At 65.7% G+C, this 22,097-nt stretch carries 15 protein-coding genes and 5 pseudogenes; 11 read left to right on the plus strand and 9 right to left on the minus strand.

What is annotated here, in order from left to right; all coding sequences use genetic code 11:
- Window positions 1–7: 7 nt before the first annotated feature.
- The 3 genes from HK436_RS23080 to HK436_RS23090 are packed head-to-tail and all read right to left on the minus strand — an operon-like array spanning window position 8 to window position 2,300.
- Complete coding sequence (locus tag HK436_RS23080) at window positions 8–1,024, minus strand: DUF6352 family protein (RefSeq protein WP_173193877.1); 1,017 nt, start codon at window positions 1,022–1,024, stop codon at window positions 8–10.
- Window positions 1,021–1,563: a DUF6505 family protein gene (locus HK436_RS23085; protein ID WP_173193879.1), complete on the minus strand. Its 543-nt coding sequence runs from the start codon at window positions 1,561–1,563 to the stop codon at window positions 1,021–1,023. Before HK436_RS23085 ends, HK436_RS23080 begins: the two co-directional genes overlap by 4 nt.
- Window positions 1,554–2,300, minus strand: a complete 747-nt coding sequence (locus tag HK436_RS23090; RefSeq protein ID WP_173193881.1) for a biotin/lipoate--protein ligase family protein — start codon at window positions 2,298–2,300, stop codon at window positions 1,554–1,556. The genes HK436_RS23085 and HK436_RS23090 overlap by 10 nt, the downstream gene beginning before the upstream one ends.
- A 101-nt stretch (window positions 2,301–2,401) precedes the next feature.
- On the opposite strand from HK436_RS23090, the gene HK436_RS23095 reads away from it, so the two are divergent.
- Window positions 2,402–4,444: a 4Fe-4S binding protein gene (locus HK436_RS23095; protein WP_173193883.1), complete on the plus strand. Its 2,043-nt coding sequence runs from the start codon at window positions 2,402–2,404 to the stop codon at window positions 4,442–4,444.
- A gap of 2 nt (window positions 4,445–4,446) precedes the next feature.
- On the opposite strand, the gene HK436_RS23100 is transcribed toward HK436_RS23095, so the two are convergent.
- Window positions 4,447–5,733, minus strand: a complete 1,287-nt coding sequence (locus tag HK436_RS23100) for a c-type cytochrome (RefSeq protein WP_173193885.1) — start codon at window positions 5,731–5,733, stop codon at window positions 4,447–4,449.
- Window positions 5,734–5,834: 101 nt separating this feature from the next.
- Here HK436_RS23100 and HK436_RS23105 point away from each other — a divergent pair.
- Window positions 5,835–6,039: pseudogene (locus tag HK436_RS23105) on the plus strand (DUF6494 family protein).
- Window positions 6,040–6,062: 23 nt separating this feature from the next.
- Here the strand turns inward: HK436_RS23105 and HK436_RS23110 are convergent.
- Window positions 6,063–6,938, minus strand: a complete 876-nt coding sequence (locus HK436_RS23110) for a substrate-binding domain-containing protein (RefSeq protein ID WP_173193887.1) — start codon at window positions 6,936–6,938, stop codon at window positions 6,063–6,065.
- 90 nt (window positions 6,939–7,028) lie between these two features.
- On the opposite strand from HK436_RS23110, the pseudogene HK436_RS23115 reads away from it, so the two are divergent.
- From HK436_RS23115 to HK436_RS23135, 5 genes and pseudogenes are all read left to right on the plus strand, one after another.
- Window positions 7,029–7,720 (plus strand): annotated as a pseudogene (locus tag HK436_RS23115) (ABC transporter permease).
- Between the two features lie 55 nt (window positions 7,721–7,775).
- Complete coding sequence (locus HK436_RS23120) at window positions 7,776–8,444, plus strand: ATP-binding cassette domain-containing protein (protein ID WP_312860750.1); 669 nt, start codon at window positions 7,776–7,778, stop codon at window positions 8,442–8,444.
- A 20-nt stretch (window positions 8,445–8,464) separates the two neighbouring features.
- Window positions 8,465–9,298: an ABC transporter substrate-binding protein gene (locus HK436_RS23125; protein WP_173193891.1), complete on the plus strand. Its 834-nt coding sequence runs from the start codon at window positions 8,465–8,467 to the stop codon at window positions 9,296–9,298.
- A 50-nt stretch (window positions 9,299–9,348) separates the two neighbouring features.
- Entirely contained in the window at window positions 9,349–10,470 is a 1,122-nt protein-coding gene (locus HK436_RS23130) for a molybdopterin-binding protein (protein ID WP_312860702.1), read from the plus strand.
- A gap of 10 nt (window positions 10,471–10,480) precedes the next feature.
- A pseudogene (locus HK436_RS23135) lies at window positions 10,481–12,431 on the plus strand (molybdopterin biosynthesis protein).
- Between the two features lie 102 nt (window positions 12,432–12,533).
- On the opposite strand, the gene mobA reads toward HK436_RS23135, so the two are convergent.
- Together mobA and HK436_RS23145 are read right to left on the minus strand one after the other, a co-directional pair.
- The gene (gene mobA, locus HK436_RS23140) at window positions 12,534–13,166 is read right to left on the minus strand and encodes a molybdenum cofactor guanylyltransferase MobA (RefSeq protein ID WP_173193894.1); all 633 of its coding nucleotides are present in this window, start codon (window positions 13,164–13,166) and stop codon (window positions 12,534–12,536) included.
- Window positions 13,156–14,049 (minus strand): formate dehydrogenase accessory sulfurtransferase FdhD, encoded by an 894-nt coding sequence (locus HK436_RS23145; RefSeq protein WP_173193896.1) that lies wholly within the window; start codon window positions 14,047–14,049, stop codon window positions 13,156–13,158. The genes mobA and HK436_RS23145 overlap by 11 nt, the downstream gene beginning before the upstream one ends.
- A 150-nt stretch (window positions 14,050–14,199) precedes the next feature.
- Between HK436_RS23145 and HK436_RS23150 the strand changes: the two are divergent.
- From HK436_RS23150 to fdhF, 4 genes and pseudogenes are all read left to right on the plus strand, one after another.
- Window positions 14,200–15,457, plus strand: a pseudogene (locus HK436_RS23150) (molybdopterin molybdotransferase MoeA).
- 76 nt (window positions 15,458–15,533) lie between these two features.
- On the plus strand, window positions 15,534–15,776 hold the full coding sequence (locus tag HK436_RS23155; protein WP_312860703.1) for a sulfurtransferase TusA family protein: 243 nt from the start codon (window positions 15,534–15,536) through the stop codon (window positions 15,774–15,776).
- A 157-nt stretch (window positions 15,777–15,933) separates the two neighbouring features.
- Window positions 15,934–17,601, plus strand: a complete 1,668-nt coding sequence (locus HK436_RS23160; RefSeq protein WP_173194523.1) for an NAD(P)H-dependent oxidoreductase subunit E — start codon at window positions 15,934–15,936, stop codon at window positions 17,599–17,601.
- Window positions 17,601–20,430, plus strand: a pseudogene (gene fdhF / locus HK436_RS23165) (formate dehydrogenase subunit alpha). Before HK436_RS23160 ends, fdhF begins: the two are co-directional and overlap by 1 nt.
- Before the next feature lie 195 nt (window positions 20,431–20,625).
- On the opposite strand, the gene HK436_RS23170 reads toward fdhF, so the two are convergent.
- Complete coding sequence (locus HK436_RS23170) at window positions 20,626–20,946, minus strand: hypothetical protein (protein ID WP_173193899.1); 321 nt, start codon at window positions 20,944–20,946, stop codon at window positions 20,626–20,628.
- A 27-nt stretch (window positions 20,947–20,973) separates the two neighbouring features.
- Window positions 20,974–21,186 (minus strand): hypothetical protein, encoded by a 213-nt coding sequence (locus tag HK436_RS23175; protein WP_244649353.1) that lies wholly within the window; start codon window positions 21,184–21,186, stop codon window positions 20,974–20,976.
- Window positions 21,187–22,097: the final 911 nt, after the last annotated feature.

Here is a 22,097-nt window from a genome sequence, read left to right on the forward strand (position 1 = left end):
TGCGCTCCTAATTCGCCGCCGCCATAGTGCGGAGCGGCAGCCCGGCGACGAGATTCTGCGGCTTCATGCGGATCGTCCGGTCGGGTGTCATCGCCATGATCAGCCAGACGGGCCGCGCACCCACGTCAGGCCTGGCTTCCGCGGTGTCGGAAAAGGTGAGCCGGAACAGCGCCAGGACGTTCTCCATGGCCTCCGGATCAACAGACTTGCCCGTCCACAGCGCATTGCCGATACGCGTCGCCTCGGCGTCGAGACCGACGAACCACGCCCAGTCGTCGTCCTCGATCCGCTCGACCGGTTCGATCGTCACCTCGACGGCCAGCAGATGGCGTATCCAGCCTTCCATCGCGGCGGCAAGGCCGCGTCGCGCGGGGCTATCGGCGCCGCCGAGACTGAGCACCATGTCGAAAGCGTCGCTCCTGCCAAAATAGCTGTCGGCATTCTTGTCTTCGAGGATCGCGAGCTCGGTGACGGCAGGTCCGCCGAGCATGCTCAGGAGCGGGGAGGCGTGGCGGTTCTGCTCGTGGACCTCTATCGTTTCCGCGTCGGCAAGCAGCAGCGCGCTTTCGTGGAAGGTCACCCGCTGCGTTCGATAGAACAGTTCGGCCGCGCGCAGGACGAAGGGGTCGTCCTCGCCGTCGAGCGTATTGCGCAGCACCACCTGCGCGAGCTGGTTCATGAAGAGCGGGGGCGTGTCGGCTGCCGAGCTGCGCGCCAGCTCGAGATAAGCGGCCTCGATCGAGGGCGCGGCCAGTAGGCGGTCACGGAAGGCGATCATGAACGCCCAGTTCTCGCGCGCATCTGCGTCGTTCAACGCGGCGATTTCGTCCTGCCCAACAGGCCGGCGGGGATTGTGAGCCAGAAGCTCATGATGCAGGCGCAGCTCCGCCTCGCAGGCCTCTTCGGGCGGCAGAAGCTCGGGGCGCGCGAAATAGGCCTTGAGGAACGTATCGGTCACCATCAGCCGACCTGCCTGATCCCGATCAAGCAGGTGGTGGCCCGAGGAAATCCAAAAATCCTTCACTTGTCCCTTCCCGCCAATGCCCGGATGTCGACCTCGTCCACGGGGTCGTTTTCCTCATCTATTTCGATGACGCGAAATGCCGTGGCCGGATCGAGCCGGCTCACCTTTCGGTGGAGGGTGCGGAAGGTTTCGCGGACCCCTGCCTCCTCGCCCGCGCGGTGGAGGGCAAGCAGCGTGTTCGGCGGATGGTCGCACAGCGACTGAGCGAAGGCGACCTCCTCCTCGGCCGCCGGCCGCGCGGCCTCCAGCCCCGGCGCGCCGCAACGGGCGACGAGCTGCTCCGCCAGTTTCTCGACCACGGCCGCGCGTTCTTCTGCGCTGGCCTCGGTCACAACGACGAGGGTGGACCAGCCGAAGCTGTCGACGCCCAGGAAACCGGCGCGGAAGGCCTGCCGTTCCTTGCCGGAAAGAGCCTCGACATCGGCGCCGAAGAACAGGAAGGAGCCGGTGACGGCCCACTCGCCGGGTTCCGCGGCGCGGGAATAGACGAAAGTGTCCGAGGGATCGAGACGGATCGTGCGCGGCAGCTTCAAAGCCATGGCATTCCCGTCGCGGGATCGAGCCAGCCGGGCGAGGCAACGGCTTTCGCCAGGCTCTGCCTCTCGACACCGTCCTGGCCGCGCTTTCCCGAAAGCAGCAGGTCGCCATTGTCAGCGAGCCGGGCATCCTGGCCGGTTCGCGATTGGCGTTCCAGCCACTGCCGGGCGACCGGCGCGAAGCCGGTTTCGCTCCACTGATGGAACGCGGACATCAAATGACGGGAAAAGCTGGCGATGATCTCGCCTGCGTCGGGTGCTTCGAAGCCCACCTCGTCGAGTGCGCCGCACAGCGGTCGCAGGCCGGGCTCGTCGCCACGGGCGATGGTGGTGCGGATCATGGCCGAGAAGACGAGCCAGGCCGGGGTCTCGTCATCCCGGGTTTCCTCAGGCCAGCCCAGGCGCCCGCCGCCCACGCGCACCCCGTCGACGCAGATCGTGTCCGGCCATTCGAAGATGATCGGCCGCGACGGCGGCGCGTGCATCGCAAGCGCATCGGCCAGCGCGTTCATGCCGGCATAGAGTGCGAGGCGGGCTTCTGCCAACGGCTCTTCCGGCTCCAGGACGACCGCGAATTCGGCCGCATCGTAGCGCCGGGCCCATACCAGCGTGCCCGCACCCTGCTCGCCGGCGATGGTGCAGGCGTGCGCAAATGCGTCGCCGTGCTCTCGCAGGATTACGAGGCTGTAAAGCGGGGGCAGATCGAGTGCCCGGTCCATGACCGAAGCGCGCAGGGACATGATGCCGGTCCATTGCTGATGACGGCGAGCGTATTATCCTTATAATGGTTCTAAAGTGAAGGCGCTATCGCAGTGGGCGGTATCGCGCCGCGGGAGGCACGATGAGCAGCCTGGAAAAACCGCGCACGGTCTTCGTCTGCTCCTGCGAGAGGAGCATGCCCGGCTTTGGCGACAGCGTCGCCCGCGGGTGCAGGAACGGCCTGGTCCAATCCGGCGATCAGTTCTGTGGCGCCGAACTCGACCGCGTCCGAAGCGCGTTGAGCGCCGGCGGAGCCGTCACGATAGCTTGCACCCAGCAGGCGCCGCTGTTCCGTGAGGTCGCGGAGGATGCCGACTTCGAAGGCGATCTTGCTTTCGCGAACATCCGCGAGGCGGCCGGCTGGTCTGAACAGGCAACGTCAGCCGGGCCGAAGGCTGCGGCCCTCATTGCGATGGCCGCAGAACCGGTCGCGCCGCCGGCGTCCGTCACACTTGCAAGCAGCGGCGTGATCCTGGTCTATGGCCGCGGCGAGGCGGCGGTCGACGCCGGTCGACAGCTCGCCGGCGAACTGGACGTCACCGTGCTGCTGACGCGTCCAGAGGACGTTCCGCCGCACCGGGTATGGGATTTCCCGGTCGTGAAGGGGACGATCCGAAACGCGCGGGGCCATCTCGGCGCCTTCGAACTGACGGTGGACGGGTTCGCAATGCCCGCGCCTTCTTCGCGCGAGAGCCTGCGGTTCGGGGCGTCTCGCGACGGCGCGAGCTCCAATGCGGACATCATCCTCGATATTTCGGGCGGCATTCCGCTGTTTCCGGCCCACGAATTGCGCGAGGGCTACCTGAAGGCCGATCCTGCCGATCGGGCCGGAATCGCCGCCGCGGTCGGCAGGGCGGCCGGGCTAGTGGGTGAATTCGACAAGCCGCGCTACATCAATTTTGCGGCCGAGCTTTGCGCGCATTCGCGCTCGCGCATCACAGGCTGCACGCGGTGCCTCGACCTGTGCCCGACCGGTGCGATCACGCCTGCCGGTGACCACGTCGTCATCGATGCGGAAGTCTGTGCCGGCTGCGGCAGTTGCGCTGCAGCCTGTCCGACCGGCGCCGCCGCCTATGCCGTCCCCGATGCGGAAGCTCTGCTTCGGCGGTTGCGCACGCTGCTGGTCACCTATCGCGAGGCCGGCGGTAGCGACCCGATCGTGCTGTTTCACGATGGCGATCATGGCGAACCGCTCATCGACGCGCTTTCGCGTTTCGGACGGGGTCTGCCCGCAAACGTGCTGCCGGTCGCCGTCAACGGGATAACGCAACTGGGCCTCGAGGCGTGGACCGCGCCCGTTGCATGGGGTGCCGTGGCGGTCAGGGCGCTCTCTCCGGCGAAGCCGAAGCACGGGCTCGACGGTTTGGCCAGGAACGTCGTCATTGCCAATCTTCTCGGGCATGCACTCGGCTATGGGCCGGAAATCTGCGGGCTGATCGAAGCCGACGACCCGGATATCCTCGCGTCAGCTCTCGTCCGGATCGTTCCGGGGACGAATGTGCGGAAGCCCGCAACCTTCCTGCCGCTCGGCGACAAGCGCAGCCTGTTGAGAAGCACGATGCGGGAACTGCATCGTGCCGCTCCGACGCCGGTCGACCGCGTGGCATTGCCGGCGGCAGCGCCGTTCGGCGGGCTCGACGTCAATATCGACGGCTGCACGCTCTGCCTTTCCTGCGTGTCGGCCTGCCCGACAGGCGCGCTCTCGGACAGCGAGGACCATCCCGCGTTGTATTTCTCCGAGAGTGCATGCGTTCAATGCGGCCTTTGCGCGGCGACCTGCCCGGAGAAGGTGATCACCCTGACGCCGCGGGTGGATTTTGCCGCGTGGAGTGCACCGCGCCTCGCGGTGAAGCAGGAAGAGCCTTACGACTGCATCCGCTGCAGTACTCCGTTCGGCACCCGCAGCACCGTCGAGCGCATCGTCGCCAAGCTCGAGGGCAAGCACTGGATGTTTGCGGGAGAGAATGCGCAACGGCTGGAGCTGGTGCGCATGTGCGACAATTGTCGTGTCGAGGTCGTCATGAACGAGGGTTTCGATCCCTACGAGGCGCGTCAGCGGCCCGCGCCGAGAACGACGGAAGACTATCTTCGGGCACGGGAAGCCACCGATGACAAGACGACGTGATCTCAGTCGCGGGTCTCGGCCTGCAGGAAACGAATCAGCGCCGCCCGGTCCTCGGGGTTGCTGATGGTCTGTTCCGGCATCTTGGTGCCGGGCGTGTATTCGCTTGGCCCGATCTCGAACAGCTTCGACACCGTCTCCGGCGTCCATACTATGTCCATCTCCCGGAAGGCGGGCGAATAGTGGTAGCCCGGCACCGACGCGATGCGCCGGCCAAAGATGCCGTGCAGTGTCGGCCCGGCGCGATTGCCGTCGTCCGGTTCGAGCGTGTGGCATGCCACGCACGCACGGAAGACTTTCGCGCCGGGACTGCCTGCATATTCGGCCATCGGATCTGCCGGGCCTTCGGACGCGGTCCCGAGCTGCTGTCCGGTCCCGGCATCCCATTCCCGTACGATGCGGTCCGCGCTGCCGGCCAGCAGGGTCCTGCCGTCGGATGAGAAGGCGAGGGACCAGACCGGTACGCCGCCCGCACCAAGGATACGAACCGGTGTCAGGCTCCCGGCATCAAGCAGGGTGATTCCGCCCCTGACCGACGAGGCGGCGATGTATCCTCCATCCGCCGATGCAGCAAGCGCGGTTACCGGACCGATGGACACCGCAATTTCGCCGCGGATTGCGCCATCCCGGTCCACCTCGCGCACCTTTCCGTCCACACCTCCCGCGAACAGGCGGTCGTCCGCCGTCGCCACCAGTGCGCTGAGCGGGACCGGCATGTCGGCCCTGGCCGGCGTTGCGCCCCGTTCGGGCGGCCAAAGGATGATCGCCGCGTCGTGGCCGGCACTTGCCAGCGTCCCGTCGGAAAGAAAGGCAACGGCGTTGACATTGCCCCGGTGACCTTCAAGCACCAGCGGCTCTCCACCGGAAAGCGGCCACAGCCGCACGCTGCCATCCCAGGAAGCCGAAGCGAGCGACGCGCCGTCGGGCGATACGGCGAGTGCCGCGACCGGCCCGGTATGTCCTTCCAGGACAGAAACGGGCGCGCTCTTGCCGCTCTCCCAGATCGCGATGAGGCCGTCCGCTCCCGCGCTGGCGAAGCGCCCGTCCGGCAGGGACGCGACGGCGTCGACCTGATCGTTGTGGAACAGCAGCACCTCGCGCGCCTCGCCTGTCTCCAGCGACCAGATGATCGCCTTGGCATCGAAGCTGCCGGTGATCGCCGTCCGCCCGTCGTCGGTGATGACGATCGCGCGCACCGGACCGCCATGGCCGCGCAGTTCCGCCCCCTGCGCAGATGCGCCGAGGATCAACGAAACGATTGCCGCCATGCGTATCGCCAGCGTCGTCTTCATTGCACCCTGACCCGTTCCGTGCTCCGTTGGCGGAAGTGCCTCCGCCGCAGGACCCGAGCTTGCCGGACGGCCGCAGCGTTCACACTGTTCGAGGCAATCATATGACCCAGAATATGGAAACTGACCCTTTCAACGTCTCCATGCGCAAGTTTCTCAAGCAGGTCGGGGTGACCTCGCAGCAGGCGATCGAGAAGGCGGTGGAGCAAAAGAGCCTGAAAGGGCAGGGACGAATAACCGTGAAAGCGGTCATCACGTCGGAAGCCGCCGGCCTGCATCATGTTGGAAGGCGAGATCGACCTCGGATGAGACGACCCCGCTAGGATCGCTCCCTATTTGAAGAACCGGATCTGCCCCGCCGGGCTGGGATCATATCCGGCAAGCTCGGCGGCCCGGCCGGCGAAGGCTTCTTGTGAGAGAAATCGTATAAGCGCCTGGAAGGATGGCTGGAAATAGGTCCGTTGACGCATCAGCAGGTCGAAGCTCTCCCGGGCCAGCGGTACGAAGTCCAGGCCGGCGGCGCGAGCGGCAGCGCGCGTGGCGATCCCGCAGTCGGCCCGACCGGTGCGGATAGCTGCCGCAAGGTCGGGACCCGTTAGGCAGGGCGGCTCCAGCCGGTCGATATCCTGGGGCTGCGCGCCTATGCCTGCCAGCAGAAGGGTGAGCAGCATGTCCGCGCCGGCGCCGCGTTGCCGGACGGCCATCCTTGCGCCGGTAGAAAGCACGTCTGCCAGCCCGTGAAGCGATCTCGGATTGCCGGGCGGCAACAGCAGCCCTTGCTCGCGGCGGGCGAATCCGACCAGCACCGCATCGGAAAGCCGGGGCATGGCTGCCACCGCAGCAATGTTTGCGTCGGCGGTATCGCCGTGAAAATGGATCGCCGCCGCGGCGACCTCGCCTCGCAGCAACCGCGCGACGCCGCCTTCCGTGCCTTCCGTCAGCGACGCCAGGCCGGAGCCTGACTGGCGCAAACTCCATTCGAGCAGGTCGTCCTGGCTTCCCCCGACGATCGGCGGCGGCTCGGGCGTTGACATGCCCGCCGGCCGCGCCAATCCCGACATCACCCAGCGGTCGAGCTCATGCCGCGGGAAAAGCCACTTGCCGGTCACCTTGCTGCACGGAATGCGTTCCTCCGCGACGAGCTCGTAGAGCTTGCGCTCCCCCAGGCGGAGATAGTCGGCGGCCTCGGATGTCGTTAAAAGCTCCATCCTGCATTCTTATGCATATTCCTGTTCAGGTTCAACAATTTGACATTCAGGAAGCTCATGCGTGAAAAATACACCTGAGTAGGATGGCCGATGTCGGAAACCGTCAGCGCATGGCAACTTATCGCGTCCGGTGATGCGACCTTGTTCGCCATCGTGCGGTTGTCCCTGGCCATCAGCCTGTCGGCCGTCGCGATCGCGACGCTTGTGGGACTGCCGCTCGGCGCCCTTCTCGCGCTGACACGCTTTCCCGGCCGCTCGGCGATCATCGTGGTGCTGAACGGTTTCATGGGGCTGCCACCGGTCGTGGTGGGCCTGACGGTCTATCTGCTGCTTTCGCGGTCCGGGCCGCTGGGAGAGTTCGGGCTCCTGTTCACCCCGACCGCCATGGTTATCGCGCAGGCGCTGCTGGTGCTGCCCATTGTTGCGGCGTTGGCCCGCCAGACGGTCGAGGATCTCTGGCTCGAATATCGCGAGGAGCTGACCGCGATGGGCGTCGGCCGGGCGGGACAGGTCGCGACGCTTCTGTGGGACAGCCGCTTCAGTCTCGTCACCGTCCTGCTTGCCGGCTTCGGCAGAGCCGCAGCCGAGGTGGGCACGGTGATGATCGTCGGCGGCAATATCGATGGCTTCACCCGCACCATGACCACCACCATCGCCCTGGAAACCTCCAAGGGGAACCTACCGCTGGCAATGGGGCTCGGCCTCATCCTGATTTTCCTGATCATGCTGATCAACGCCACCGCCTGGGGGTACGGGTGTGGTCCGAGCAACGGGCGGGTTAGCGATGCGGGCAGCCAGGAGCGATCTCCCCTTTCCTTCGGCGACGTGTCGCTGACCGTGGGCGCCACGACCATACTCGACCGGCTGAACCTGACGATCGGGCCGGGAGCGCCGACGCTCATCCTCGGACCCAACGGCTCGGGCAAGACGTCCCTGCTGCGGCTCTGCATGGGCCTGGCAAGCCCCTCACGGGGCACGGTGAGCTGGGGCGGCCGAACAGATGGCGGTCCGGACCGCCGCGCGATCCTGTTCCAGAAGCCGGTGATGCTGCGACGTTCCGCTGCCGCGAATGTCGTCTATGGGCTGGCCCAGGCCGGCTGTCGGCGCAGCCTGCGCGCCCGACGCACCGAGGAGCTGCTCGACCGCGTCGGCCTGCTTGAACTCGCTTCGCGCCCGGCGCGCCGCCTGTCCGGCGGCGAACAGCAGCGGCTGGCGCTTGCCCGTGCGCTGGCGCGCCAGCCCGAGATCCTTCTGCTCGACGAACCGACTGCCAGCCTCGATCCCGCCGCAACGCGTTTCGTCGAGGACATCATTCTCGCCGCCGCCCATTCGGGCACGAAAATCGTCATGGCCTCGCACGATCTCGGTCAGGTGCGCAGGCTTGCGGGGGAGGTCGTATTCCTCGTTCGCGGCAGCCTGGTCGAACATGCGTCCGCCGGCGATTTCCTAGACCGGCCGGCGACCCCGCAAGCTGCAGCCTTCGTGCGCGGCGATCTCGTCCTTTGATCAACCGAACGGAGATTGAGATGCTGACTCGCCGAACGTTCTCTAGCCTCGTAATGCTCCTGATGCTGTCAGGCGGCACGCCGGCCCTTGCACAGGACCAGTCGATCGTCGTCGCATCGACAACCTCCACGCAGGATTCCGGCCTGTTCGACCATATTCTCCCGGTGTTCAAGGCGAAGACCGGGATCGACGTCAAGATTGTGGCGCAGGGAACCGGGCAGGCCCTCGACACCGGTCGCCGCGGGGATGCCGACGTCGTGTTCGTCCATGCCAAGGCGCAGGAGGAGAAGTTCGTCGAGGAGGGCTTCGCGACGGAGCGGTTCGACGTGATGTACAACGATTTCGTGCTGATCGGCCCCAAGAGCGACCCCGCCGGCATCCGCGGCACCGAGGATATAGCGGCCGCATTGACCGCGATCAAAGACAAGGAAGCGCCGTTCGTCTCGCGCGGCGACAAGTCAGGCACCCATTCCGCCGAGCTCAGGCTCTGGAAGGAGGCCGACCTCAATATCGAAACTGCGAAGGGCCAGTGGTACAAGGAGATCGGGCAGGGCATGGGAGCGGCGCTCAATACGGCCTCCGCCATGAACGGCTACGTCCTTTCCGACCGCGGCACCTGGCTGGCGTTCAAGAACCGCGGCGATCTCGAAGTCGTGGTCGAGGGCGACAAGCGGCTGTTCAACCAGTATGGCGTTATGCTGGTGAATCCTGAAAAACACCCGAGCGTCAAGGCGGAGGCCGGTAAGGCTTTTATCAATTGGCTGATCTCGCCCGAGGGGCAGACCTCGATCGGCGAACACAAGATCGACGGCCAGCAGCTCTTCTTCCCGAACGCCGAGCAGGCGCGCTCCTGACCCTTGTTGCAAAGGCGTTCGCGTCTGTCCATCATCGCGACATGATGAGAATGCCTTTCCCGACCGGCGCCCTGACCGGTCTCGACCCGGCGCTTGCCGCCTTGCTTGACGGCATGTCGCCGGTTGCGCCCCGCCTGGCGCCGCTTGGCGAGGCGCTTGGTTGCATTGCTGCCGGGATGGCGGATGTGCTGCCGGCGCAGCCGGTGCAGGACATCGCCGCAATCGACGGCTGGGCGTGTCGCGCGCTCGATCTGGTGGGAGCGTCTGCCTATTCGCCCCTGGCGCTGGCCGCCGTCCCGGTCTGGGTCGAGACGGGGGACACCATGCCGGAGGGATGCGATTGCGTGCTTCAGGCCGGCCTGGTCGATGGCAGCGGCCCGATAACGCAGGTCCACGGTGAGGCTGCGCCCGGTGAGGGCGTGCGCCGTGCGGGCGAGGACATGGCGGCCGGCCAGCCGGTGGCCGTTGAAGGAAAGACGATCTGCGCTGCCGACCTTCTGGTCGCGCGCAAGGCGGGACTGAGTGAGCTTGCCGTGCGGGTTCCACGGGTCCGCGTGATCGATGTCGCAGCTGCGGGCCGGGAAACCTTCTCGACGCAGTTCGTCATCGACAGGCTGAAGATTTCAGGCGCGGCCGTTGCCGGGACGCAGAGCAAGGCGCGAGAGGCGGCCACGATCGCCGCAGCACTCGACGGCGAGGCCTGCGATCTCATCCTTATGGTCGGAGGCACGGGCGACGGCCGCACCGACGTGACCGCCGAGGCCCTTGCGCGGCGCGGCGTGTTGATTGCGCACCGGATCGCCCTGCAGCCCGGCGGCACGACGGCGATCGGCCGGTTCGGCAGCACGCCGGTGATAGCATTGGCCGGTTCGCCCGACCAGGCTTTCGGCGGTTTCCTCGCGCTCGTCCAGCCGGTCCTCGACCGCCTGTCAGGCCGGTGCGAACGGGCCGGCATCGTCTTGCCGCTCTCGCGGAAGATTTCGTCCGCGGTCGGGATCTGCGAGATCGCGCTGCTCGGCAGAGAGGGGGACAGGTGGTCGCCGCTCGCCGTCGGCGATTTTCCGCTGGACGCCATGCGGCTGGCCGATGCCTGGCTTGCGGTGCCGGGCGACAGCGAGGGATATGCCGTCGATACGCCCGTTGCCGCCATTCCGTTCCGCCATTCGAATTGAGCCCGCCGACATGAACACCTCTCCACCTTCCACCCGGCAGGGCACCGGTCAGGAGCAGTTCCTGACGATATTGTCGCGCGAGGATGCGCTCGCCCGCTTCGAAGCGGCCCTGTTTCCCCGGCCGGCACAGACGGAAAAGCGTGTTCTTTCGGATACGTTGGGACTGGCGCTTGCCGAAGACGTCGCGGCGTCTGTCGACGTGCCGCCTTTCGACCGCTCCAATGTCGACGGCTTCGCGTTGCGCGCCGCTGATCTCGCCGCGGCCTCGCAGGCGCGTCCCGTCCGGCTTACGCTCAACGCGGAATCGATCGCATGCGGAACGGTTCCGCAAATTCCGGTGCTGGCCAGAACCGCTACTCCCATCGCGACCGGCGGGCCGTTGCCGCGGGCGCCGACGCGATCGTGATGATGGAGCATACGGATCCGGCGGGCGCGGGCGCCATCGAGGTACGACGCAGCGTTTCGCCCGGCCAGTTCGTTTCCGGCGCAGGGTCCGACATGGCGCGAGGCGAGGTCGTGCTGCGCGCCGGGACGGTGATCGGCTCGCGCGAGATCGGCATGCTCGCCGCCTGCGGGATCGCGCAGATCACGGTGGTTCGCAGGCCGCGCGTGGCCATCCTTTCCACCGGCGACGAACTCGTCCAGCCGGGCGAGGCGCTGCGGCCGGCCGCGATCTACGACGCCAATGGTCCCATCGTCAGCGCCGCGGTCACCGAAAACGGCGGCGAAGCGCGTTTTCTCGGCGCTTTCCCCGACGATGAGGCGAGGCTCGAGGCCGCGATGCGCGATGCGCTCGCTGACCATGACGTACTCATCCTGTCGGGCGGTACGTCCAAGGGGGCGGGCGATGTCAGCCATCGCATCATCGGCCGGCTGGGCAAGCCGGGCATCGTCGCCCATGGCGTGGCGCTGAAGCCCGGCAAGCCGCTCTGCCTGGCGGTATGCGACGGCAAGCCGGTCATCATCCTGCCGGGATTTCCGACTTCGGCCATGTTCACATTCCACGACATGATCGTTCCCGTATTGCGGCGCATGGCGGGGGCTGCCGCCGCGCATCGATGCGCAGGTAAGCGCGCGCGTTCCGCTGCGCCTTCCCTCCGAACTCGGGCGCACCGAGTTCGTCATGGTCTCGCTGGTGCAAGGGCCGGAGGGGCTTGCCGCCTATGCGACCGGCAAGGGCTCGGGCGCCATCACCTCCTTCGCCCAGGCCGACGGCTTCATCCGCATCGAGGCGCTGGCCGACCACCTGCCCGCCGGGACGGATGCGCCGGTGACGCTGTTCACGCCGCAGGTTCGCGTTCCCGACCTCGTCGTCATCGGCAGCCACTGCGTTGGCCTGGACCTTGTCTTCAGTGCGCTCTCGGCGAGCGGGACATCGGTGCGCTCGCTGGCCGTGGGAAGCCTCGGAGGCCTCGCCGCAGCGAAACGCGGCGAGTGCGACCTCGCGCCGATCCACCTCTTCGACCCGAAGACGCAAAGCTACAACACGCCGTTTCTCGGCGACGGCCTCGAACTGGTTCCGGGCTGGCGACGCATGCAGGGGTCTCGTGTTCCGCTCCGGGGATCCGCGTTTCGAGGGCCGCAGCGTGGAGGAGGCGGTCGCCGGCGCACTCGCCGATCCGGACTGCCTGATGGTCAACCGCAATCAGGGTTCGGGGACGCGCATCCTGATCGATCAACTGCTCGGCCCGGCGCGCCCGGACGGTTACTGGAACCAGCCGCGTTCGCACAACGCCGTCGCGGCTGCGGTCGTACAGGAACGGGCGGACTGGGGCGTCACCATCGCGCCGGTGGCGCGCGCGGCCGGGCTCGGCTTCATACCGCTGACGGAAGAGCACTATGATTTCGCGCTCGTCTCGGCGCGCAGGGAACGGCCCGCCATGCAGGCGTTCCTGACGGCCCTGCAATCGCCGGAAATCCATGCGGCGCTGGAGCAGGCCGGTTTCGCCCGCGCCGGCTAGAGCAACAGGCGTTCTGCCGAACGCAATTCCGTTTCTCTAGTCTGGTTATCCTGGCCGCATTGGTGCGAACGCCAGACGATTTCCGCCTGGCTGCAAAATGCTCTAGTCGGCAACCAGCGCGGCCAGTCGTTCGGCCTCGTGGAGATCGTCGACCGTGTTGGCGTTGAAGAACGGGTCCACCGGCTCGCCCGGCCATGACACCATTGCAAGGCGGTAGCGGGCGGTCCAGCGGTCGATCTTGCGCACGTCTTCCTCGACGAGCGCCCTGCGAAGATCGTCCCGAAGCGCAACCTTCCACAGCCCGATGACCGGATGCGCCTGGCCGCCGGATGCCGCCACAGCCAGATCCGCGCCCTCGGCCTGCCGCGCCTGCTGCAGGCGGGCGACGAGGTCGCGCGGCAGGAATGGGCAGTCGCCGGCGGCGCTGACCACCCATTCGACGCCCGGCCTGTTCTGCTCCGTCCATTCGAGCGCAGCGAGTATGCCGGCCAGCGGACCCGGATAGCCCGCCACCGTGTCGGCCACGACGGGAAGGCCGAAACGGGTGAAGCGCTCAGGATCGCCGTTGGCATTGAGCAACAGGCCGTCGCATTGCGGCCCCAGCCGCTCGACGACATGGTCGAGGATCGCGCGGCCGCCGATCTCGCGCATCGGCTTGTCGCCACCGCCCATGCGCCGGCCCAGTCCGCCGGCAAGCACCACGCACGGGGTAGCAGCGGCCCGGTCAGTCGTCATGTTCTGCACCCTTGCGGCGGTGCCGCGGCGCTTCCTCGTCCACGGCGGCGAGATCCTGGTCGAAAACGATCCGTTCCTGGCCCGAAAGTGCGGTGAACCGCTTGCCGCGCGCCCGGCCGACCAGCGTCAGCCCGACCTCGCGCGCGAGCGCCACGCCCCAGGCGGTAAAACCCGAGCGCGAGACCAGGATGGGGATGCCCATCCGCACCGTCTTGATCGTCATCTCGGAAGTCAGCCTGCCGGTGGTGTAGAGGATCTTGTCGGCCGCGTCGACGCCATGGCGGTACATCCAGCCGGCAATCTTGTCGACGGCGTTGTGGCGGCCCACGTCCTCCATGTAGCAGATCGGCGCGCCCTCCCTGCAAAGCACGCAACCATGGATGGCGCCGGCCTCGAGATAGAGCGAGGGCGTGGTGTTGATCTCGCGCGTCATCCTGTAGAGCCAGGAGGTGCGAAGCTCGGAAGCGGGGAGGGCGATGTCCTCGATCGCCTCGAGCAGGTCGCCGAACGCCGTGCCCTGGCCGCAGCCCGATGTCTGCGTCCGCTTTTTGAGCTTCTGCTCGTAATCCGTATTGCGCTCGGTGCGCACGACCACGACCTGCAGGTCCTCGTCATATTCGACGTCGGTCACCACGTCGTCGGCCAGAAGCATGTTCTGGTTCAGGAGGTAGCCGAGCGCGAGATATTCCGGGTAGTCGTTGATCGTCATCATGGTGACGATCTCCTGCGCGTTGAGATAGAGCGTCAGGGCGCGCTCCACGGGCACGCGGACCTCTACCGCCGCGCCGGTATGGTCGATGCCGGTAACCAGCTCCGTCAGCCGCGTATCCTGCGGGTTGGGCAGGACGATCGCGAGGTCCGATTGGCGTATCGACTGATGCATGGCAGTCTCCTGAAGTCGTATCCGGCGTCGCGCCAGCGTCGGCTTGACCCGTACTTTATAGCCTGTTCAAACGAAGGCAGGTTAAAAAAGGCCCCCGGATCGGCGCGCTTGCGGCTAAGGCTTCCGCGCGCCGGCAGATTGAGAAGGCAAATGGCGCAACTTTCGGATGACTGTTTCGCGTTTGGCGGACCGATGCGGTCCATCGACGAGACCGCCGCACTGATCGCCTCGAAGCTCAGTGGGGTGCGCGAGACCGAGAAGGTGCCGCTCGTCCTGGCGGACGGGCGCGTCCTTGCAAGCGATATGACCGCGCCGCTGCCGTTGCCGCCCTTCACCAATTCCGCAGTCGACGGCTATGCGGTGCGAGGCGACGACCTGCCGCAGACCGGCGAGACGCCCTTCGCCGTTACCGGCAGGCTCCAGGCCGGCATGACATCGGATGTGGTCGTGCCGCCGGGTCAAGGCCGTGCGCGTCTTCACCGGCGCTCCGATGCCGGAAGGGGCCGATACGGTGTTCATGCAGGAAGATGTGCGCGTGGACGATACCGGCGGTGTCATTCTCCCGCCCGGCCTGAAAAGGGGTGCCAATGTGCGCCCGGCGGGCGAGGATATCGCGCTGGGCGAGACGGTCCTGCCTGCGGGACACCGCATGCGCCCGCAGGATGTCGCGCTCGCCGCGGCTTTCGGATATGCGAATGTCGAGCTCAGGCGCAAGGTGCGCGTCGCGGTGTTCTCTACCGGGGACGAGATCGTCGCGCCGGGTGGTATGCGCGGGCCGGCGCAGCTCTTCGATTCCAACCGCAGCATGCTGATGGTTATGCTCGCCAGGCTTTGCTGCGACGTCACCGATCTGGGCATCCTGGCGGATGACAGCGATCTGATCGCCGCCAAGCTGAGCGAAGCGGCGTCGACGCACGACCTCATCCTGACTTCAGGGGGCGTGTCGACGGGCGACGCCGATTGCGTGAGGGCCGCGGTGGAGAATTGCGGGACGCTGGTGTTCTGGCGCGTGGCGATCAAGCCGGGCCGGCCGGTCGCCATGGGCGTGATCGGGGGAACCCCGCTCATCGGGCTGCCCGGCAACCCCGTCGCGAGCTTCGTTACCTTCGCGCATATCGCCCGCCCAGCAATCCTCACCCTTGCCGGAACCCGTCCGCTGCCGCCGATCCCGAGTGCCGTGCGGACAGCCTTCTCCTATCGCAAGAAGCAAGGCCGACGCGAATATGTGCGGGTGACGCTCCGCACGGCCGCGGATGGCTCCCTGGAGGCAACCAAGTTTCCGCGCGAGGGCGCCGGGCTGCTGTCGTCGCTCGTCGCGACCGATGGCCTCGTCGAGCTCGGCGAGGAGGTCACGCGCGTGGAGCCCGGTGAAACCGTCCGGTTCCTCACCTATTCCAGTCTGCTTTGACCGGCATTTTGCAGAGCCATGCGCGACAGCGGAGCCGATTGACGTCGTCGCGCCGCGTCGGGCATCATGCGTCCTCATGATGTTGACGACAAAGCTTGATCTGACGGGGCTGAAATGTCCCCTGCCTGCGCTCAAGACGCGCAAGGCGCTGAAGACCCTGAAGCCGGGCGAGGGGCTCGAGGTCCATTGCACCGACCCGCTGGCGGCGATCGACATCCCCAACCTGCTCAACGAGACGGGCGACAGGCTCGAGTCGACGAGGCGCGACGGCGATCGTCTCGTGTTCGTGGTGGAGAAGTTGCAGATCATGAAGCCGTGAGAGGGGGCGTCAGGGTGCCCTGCATTCCGCCGATCTTTCGGGCGATGTTCGCGTCCGTCGTGCAGGGAACATATCGTGCCTCATAATCAACATCCTAGGGTGTCGGAAATGCTGTTAACAGAGATGGAAGGTACATCCGGGGATTGAGGGCTTGACGATGCAGGATCGACGGCGGCGTGATCGCGGACCAAAGGGGCGTCCGCTGGATGATGCCGCGCTCGCCGAGGTCCGTGCGCTGCTGGGTGCGGGCGAGCGACGGCGCGATCTGCTGATCGAGTTCCTGCACATGATCCAGGACCGATATGGCCATCTGTCGGCGCAGCATTTGCGGGCGCTGGCGGAGGATATGCGCCTCTCGCAGGCCGAGGTCTACGAGGTGGCGTCCTTCTACGACCACTTCGACGTGGTGAAGGAAGGGGAAGCCTCGCCGGCGCCGCTGACGATCCGCGTGTGCGATTCGGTGAGCTGCATGCTGGCGGGCGCCGAAACGCTACTTGCCGAATTGCAGGCGGGCGCCGATCCAGCGGCGATCCGGGTGATGCGTGCGCCCTGCATGGGCCGCTGCGCCGGCGCGCCTGCCGCGCGCATAGGCGATCGCGAGGTCGACCACGCGACCGCAGGGAACCTGTTGCAGATGGTGGATGCCGGAGAGATCCGGGTCAGGGTTCCCGCCTATATCGGGCTTGACGCCTATCGCAGTACCGGCGGCTATCGGCTTCTGCAAAGCATCCGCGACGGCGCGGTCACCACAGACGGAATCATCGCCATGCTGGGCAATGCAGGCCTGCGCGGCCTCGGTGGCGCAGGTTTCCCCGCTGGCAAGAAATGGGGCTTCGTCCGCTCCTATCCGGGCCCGCGCCTGATGTCGATCAACGGCGACGAGGGCGAGCCCGGCACCTTCAAGGACCGCATCTATCTCGAAAAGGACCCGCACCGCACCCTGGAGGGCGCGCTGATCGCGGCTCACGCGGTCGAAGCCGAGCGCATCTATTTCTACATGCGCGACGAGTATCCGGCCGTGCTGGCTATCCTGCGCACGGAGATCGCGGCCCTCGAGACGGCGGGGCTGGTCGAGCCCGGCTTCATCGAACTGCGGCGCGGCGCTGGCGCCTATATCTGCGGGGAGGAGAGCGCGATGCTGGAGAGCATCGAGGGGCGGCGCGGAATGCCGCGCCACCGTCCGCCCTACATCGCCGAGGTCGGACTGTTCGGACGTCCCACGCTCAACCACAATGTCGAGACGCTGTGGTGGATCCGCGACATCGTCGAGAAGGGGCCCGAATGGTTTGCGGGCCTCGGCAGCCCCGACCATCCGGGCGTCCGCTCATGGTCGGTGTCGGGACGCGTGAAGGAGCCCGGCGTCAAGCTGGCGCCCGCCGGCGTCACCGTCCGCGAACTGATCGAGGATCATTGCGGCGGCATGGCCGACGGCCATGAGTTCAAGGCCTATCTGCCGGGCGGCGCTTCCGGTGGTATCCTGCCGGCGTCGATGGGCGACATTCAGCTCGATTTCGGCGGCGAGCTTGCAAAACAGGGCGCCTTCGTCGGATCGCATGCCGTTGTGGTGTTCTCGCAGGCCGACAACATCAGGGACGTCACCCTCAACCTGATGAAGTTCTTCAAGCATGAGAGCTGCGGCAAGTGCACGCCCTGCCGCGAAGGAACCGAAAAGCTGGTGACCCTCTTGAAGCAAGTGGGGCCACTGCCGGAGAGTAACATCCGCGACCTCGAAATGGTCATGCGGGATTCGTCGATCTGCGGCCTCGGCCAGGCGGCGCCCAACCCGGTCAACCATCTGCTGACGCATTTCCGGAGTGATCTCTGATGGCAAACGGCATCACATTCACCCTCGACGGGAAAACCGTCACCGCCGCACAGGACGAGACCATCTGGGACGTCGCCAGGCGGGAAGGCACGAAGATCCCGCATCTGTGCCATGTCGACATGCCGGGCTATCGTCCCGACGGCAACTGCCGCGCCTGCATGGTCGACGTCGAGGGCGAGCGCGTTCTGGCCGCCTCCTGCATCCGCAAGCCGACCGCGGGCATGGTGGTGAAGACCGACACCGAGCGCGCCCGCAAATCGCGCGAGATGGTGTTCGAGCTTCTCGCCAGCAACATGCGGCCGGCCGCGAAAGGCCCCGACCAGCAGTCCCTGTTCTGGCAATGGGCGAGTTCGATGGGCATTGCGCAGGGGCGCTTCGAATCCCGGTTCGCCGTAGACGACATGCGGCCGGAGTTCGACGTCACCAATCCGGCCATCGCGGTCAATCTCGACGCCTGCATCACTTGCGGCGCCTGCGTGCGCGCCTGCCGCGAGGTGCAGGTCAACGACGTGATCGGCATGGCGCAACGCGGCAACCATTCCGTCCCCGTCTTCGACATGCACGACCCCATGGGCCTGTCGACCTGCGTGACCTGCGGCGAATGCGTCCAGGCCTGTCCGACCGGCGCGCTCTACGAGAAATCGCTGATGGACGAGACGGGAAGGACCCGTGTCGTCCAGGAATTCGACAAGGTCATCGATTCGGTCTGTCCGTTCTGCGGCGTCGGTTGCCAGACGAAGGTCGCGGTCAAGGACAACAGGATCGTCCAGATCGACGGCCGCGACGGTCCGGCCAACGAGAGCCGGCTGTGTGTCAAGGGCCGCTTCGGCTACGACTACGCGATGTCGCCGGAACGGCTGACGAAGCCTCTGATCCGCCGCGACGACGCGCCCAAGGCCGGCGAAATCGATCTGCGCGGCGTCGACCCGCTGACGATCTTCCGCGAGGCGACCTGGGAGGAGGCGCTGGAGCGCGCCGCCGGCGGCCTGAAGCGTATCCGTGACGAACATGGCGGGAAGGGGCTGGCCGGGTTCGGCTCGGCCAAGGGCTCGAACGAGGAGGCCTATCTCTTCCAGAAATTCGTGCGGCAGGGTTTCGGTACCAATAATGTCGACCACTGCACGCGGCTCTGCCATGCTTCCTCGGTGGCGGCCCTGATGGAGGGTGTCGGCTCGGGCGCGGTATCGGCGCCTTTTATGGATGCGCTGAAGGCCGATTGCGTGATCATCATCGGGGCTCGGCCGGCCACTAACCATCCGGTCGCCGCCACCTATTTCAAGCAGGCGGCCAAGCGCGGCACCAAGCTGATCGTCATGGATCCGCGCGGCCAGGAGATGATGCGCCACGCCGCCTACTCGCTCCGCTTCAAGCCCGGCAGCGACGTGGCGATGCTCAACGCCCTGCTGCATGTCATCATCGACGAGAAGCTCTACGACGAGCAGTACATCCAGGCCAACGTCTCCGGCTTCCGGGCGCTGGAGGCCAAGGTCAAGGACTTCTCGCCCGAGGCGATGGCCGAGGTCTGCGGCATCGAGGCGGATGTGCTGCGTCAGGTCGCGCGTACCTACGCCAAGGCTGAGCGCTCGATGATCTTCTGGGGCATGGGTGTTTCCCAGCATACACACGGCACCGACAATTCCCGCTGCCTGATCGCGCTGGCGCTGATCACCGGCCACGTCGGGCGCGCCGGCACGGGCTTCATCCGCTGCGCGGTCAGAACAACGTGCAGGGGGCTTCCGATGCCGGGCTCATCCCGATGTATTTCCCCGACTACAAGTCGGTGGAGAACATTGATATCCGCGCCAGTACGAGAATTTCTGGGGCCAGACGCTCGATCCGAAGCGTGGGCTGACCGTTGTCGAGATCGTGGATGCCATTCACGACGGCGAGATCCGCGGCATGTACATCATGGGGGAGAACCCGGCGATGTCGGATCCCGACCAGAGCCATGCCCGTGCGGCCCTCGCCAAACTGGAACATCTGGTGGTGCAGGACATCTTCCTGACGGAGACGGCATGGCATGCCGATGTGGTTTTGCCGGCATCGGCCCATGCCGAAAAACTCGGCACCTACACCAACACCAACCGGCAGGTGCAGATCGGCCGGCCTGCACTCGACCTGCCCGGCGAGGCGCGGCAAGATCTCGACCTGATCGTCGAGCTCGCCAACCGCATGGGACTGGGCTGGAATTACGGCCATGTCTCGGAAGTCTACACCGAGATGGCACAGGTGATGCCTTCGCTGAAGCACATCTCCTGGGAACGCATCGAACGCGAGGAATCCGTCGTCTATCCAGCCGACGGACCTGATGTCCCCGGCAACGAGGTCGTTTTCACCTCAGGTTTCCCCACCACCGACGGACGCGGGCGCATCGTGCCGACCGACCTTTTGCCGCCTGACGAGGTTCCCGACGACGAATACCCGCTGGTGCTGACCACTGGGCGCCTGCTGGAGCACTGGCACACTGGCGCCATGACCCGTCGCGCGGGCGTGCTCAATGCCATCGAGCCTTACGGTATAGCCGCGATGAACCCTTATGAGATCAAGCGTCGCGGGCTGTCGCAGGGAGAGGTGATCGCGGTGGAGACGCGGCGCGGCACCGTCGAGGCGATTCTTCGCGCCGACCGGGAAGTCGCCGACGGTATGGTCTTCATGCCGTTCTGCTTCAACGAGAGCCCCGCCAACAAGCTCACCAACCCGATGCTCGATCCATACGGCAAAATCCCGGAGTTTAAATATTGCGCGGCGCAGATCGTCCCGGCATCTGGGTCGAACCGACCGGGACCTGAAGATCTGCACAAAAATCAACGGCCCTATTCGGAAGCGTAACAGGCAAGGTTGGGATCGGACAAAGTCGCCGTGACGGCCCTTTCGCCGCGCATGGGTGTCGTCAAGGCTCCCACGCTTTTTCATACCTTCGTTGCTTACCGTTGCATTTGCATGTCGGCGGCTATTGCAGGCTACCGAGGGCAATCGGCAGTGTTGTGCGCACCGTGCCGGCCGAAGACGAGCATTTGGTCGACGCTATTGCCTTTTGGCGGTTTCGATGCCCTTCACCATTGCCGCCGTTTGCGCAATGCGCGGGTAGCGGCAGAAAGCTCTATCGGGTGCTGCCTGGTCTTTCAACTTCCCCAAAGCGCGAATGGTCTTGCCAACGCCTCTGTTCTGATTGTCGGATCTGATGAAAAAGGGAGGTTTTTCGGGCTTATTACTGAATATCGGCAGCGAAATAGGATGGAGACGCCGATTGCGGCCACCGATCACGCCGGGCACCAATTGCTCGCGCGCGCTGCTAGGCGCTGGCAAATGCCGAAGCTTGAGTGTGATTGTCTTCAACGGCCCCATGACGTGTCGGACCTCTATACTGCCTGGTCACCGGGGTGCGGGTGTGGAGATCAAATCGTTCGCGACTTCAGCCATTGCCGTTGCAGCCGAAAAGCCGAACTTGTTGATCGACATGAAGACGCCGACGCCACGCGACGGTGCAAAGGCGATATAGCTAAAGACCCCATTCGTCCCACCGGTCTTTTGGAGGATCAGCGGGCGGTCGCCCTCAGGCATCATGACCACCCAGCCGAGCCCCATTGCATCCATGTGTCCGGATTCGTCCATTCCGAAGAATGGAGAAGGTCCGGTCATTGCAGGACCATCGCTCTGTCTTCCGAGCTATCGTCACAACGTCTTCCGACAGCGTTCCGGAGGCCCAGCAGGAACTGCGAGATCTCGCCAGAATCCGCTGCCTTGGCCGATCCGGCGCCGAAGTACGCCAGCACCGCCAAAAGCCGAAAGACCGCTTGGACGATGAACTACGAACCCCCGCTACGACTGGACCGGTGAACGAACGCGGCGGAAGCGCATGCGTCGCCTCGTTGCTGCGGTCGCCGTAGGCGCTGCGCTCTCGGGCATTTTGCTAAAATACGGGTGGGGATATTTGGAACGGGTTTAATCGCGCTCGAGACACCTACTTTCGGCGACACGGCGGGAGACGTTGGAACAGAGCATTTTTTCGACGATCCGCGCGCATTTCGAACGCGTTCATGAAAACACTCCGACCGTAACGAAAAATCCAAGTGTAATGCACTCGCTATCCCATCGAGGCCGTTGCGCTAAAGGAAAGCCCCGTTGCTTCACCGACGGTGATCACACCTGACGTTGCAAGTCCGCGGTAGGCGCGGCGCAAGCATTCCCACGATAGTGGCACCACGCATAGACATTCCGCCTGGACGATTTGACACGGGTCTGATGTGCGGGCGTATAATGCTCCATTGAAAGGAGGAGTCATGCCCGAACTTACCAACAGATTGCGCGAGGTTGCCGCCGCACCTGGTAGCTATACCAAGATGGAAGTTGTATCGCTCCTGTTGGAAGCCGCCGACAGACTGGAGGCTACCCGAATAGCCCTTGCTAGGCTCAAGCATGACCAGGAGCAGACAAAACGATGCGCCTCTGTCGAGCATAGAAGCGAAGCTTAGACGTGAGCAGCAACAATCGGCCGA

The sequence above is a fragment of the Neoaquamicrobium sediminum genome (assembly GCF_013240295.1).
GTDB lineage: Bacteria > Pseudomonadota > Alphaproteobacteria > Rhizobiales > Rhizobiaceae > Aerobium > Aerobium sediminum.

What these genes read in the sequence shown, in the direction of transcription:
- HK436_RS23085 (WP_173193879.1), bottom strand. Translation starts at nt 1,563, where the DNA reads ATGGCTTTGAAGCTGCCGCGCACGATCCGTCTCGATCCCTCGGACACT.
- HK436_RS23090 (WP_173193881.1), bottom strand. Translation starts at nt 2,300, where the DNA reads ATGTCCCTGCGCGCTTCGGTCATGGACCGGGCACTCGATCTGCCCCCG.
- HK436_RS23095 (WP_173193883.1), top strand. Translation starts at nt 2,402, where the DNA reads ATGAGCAGCCTGGAAAAACCGCGCACGGTCTTCGTCTGCTCCTGCGAG.
- HK436_RS23100 (WP_173193885.1), bottom strand. Translation starts at nt 5,733, where the DNA reads ATGAAGACGACGCTGGCGATACGCATGGCGGCAATCGTTTCGTTGATC.
- HK436_RS23110 (WP_173193887.1), bottom strand. Translation starts at nt 6,938, where the DNA reads ATGGAGCTTTTAACGACATCCGAGGCCGCCGACTATCTCCGCCTGGGG.
- HK436_RS23125 (WP_173193891.1), top strand. Translation starts at nt 8,465, where the DNA reads ATGCTGACTCGCCGAACGTTCTCTAGCCTCGTAATGCTCCTGATGCTG.
- HK436_RS23130 (WP_312860702.1), top strand. Translation starts at nt 9,349, where the DNA reads ATGCCTTTCCCGACCGGCGCCCTGACCGGTCTCGACCCGGCGCTTGCC.
- mobA (WP_173193894.1), bottom strand. Translation starts at nt 13,166, where the DNA reads ATGACGACTGACCGGGCCGCTGCTACCCCGTGCGTGGTGCTTGCCGGC.
- HK436_RS23145 (WP_173193896.1), bottom strand. Translation starts at nt 14,049, where the DNA reads ATGCATCAGTCGATACGCCAATCGGACCTCGCGATCGTCCTGCCCAAC.
- HK436_RS23155 (WP_312860703.1), top strand. Translation starts at nt 15,534, where the DNA reads ATGATGTTGACGACAAAGCTTGATCTGACGGGGCTGAAATGTCCCCTG.
- HK436_RS23160 (WP_173194523.1), top strand. Translation starts at nt 15,934, where the DNA reads ATGCAGGATCGACGGCGGCGTGATCGCGGACCAAAGGGGCGTCCGCTG.
- HK436_RS23170 (WP_173193899.1), bottom strand. Translation starts at nt 20,946, where the DNA reads ATGGGGCCGTTGAAGACAATCACACTCAAGCTTCGGCATTTGCCAGCG.
- HK436_RS23175 (WP_244649353.1), bottom strand. Translation starts at nt 21,186, where the DNA reads ATGGGGCTCGGCTGGGTGGTCATGATGCCTGAGGGCGACCGCCCGCTG.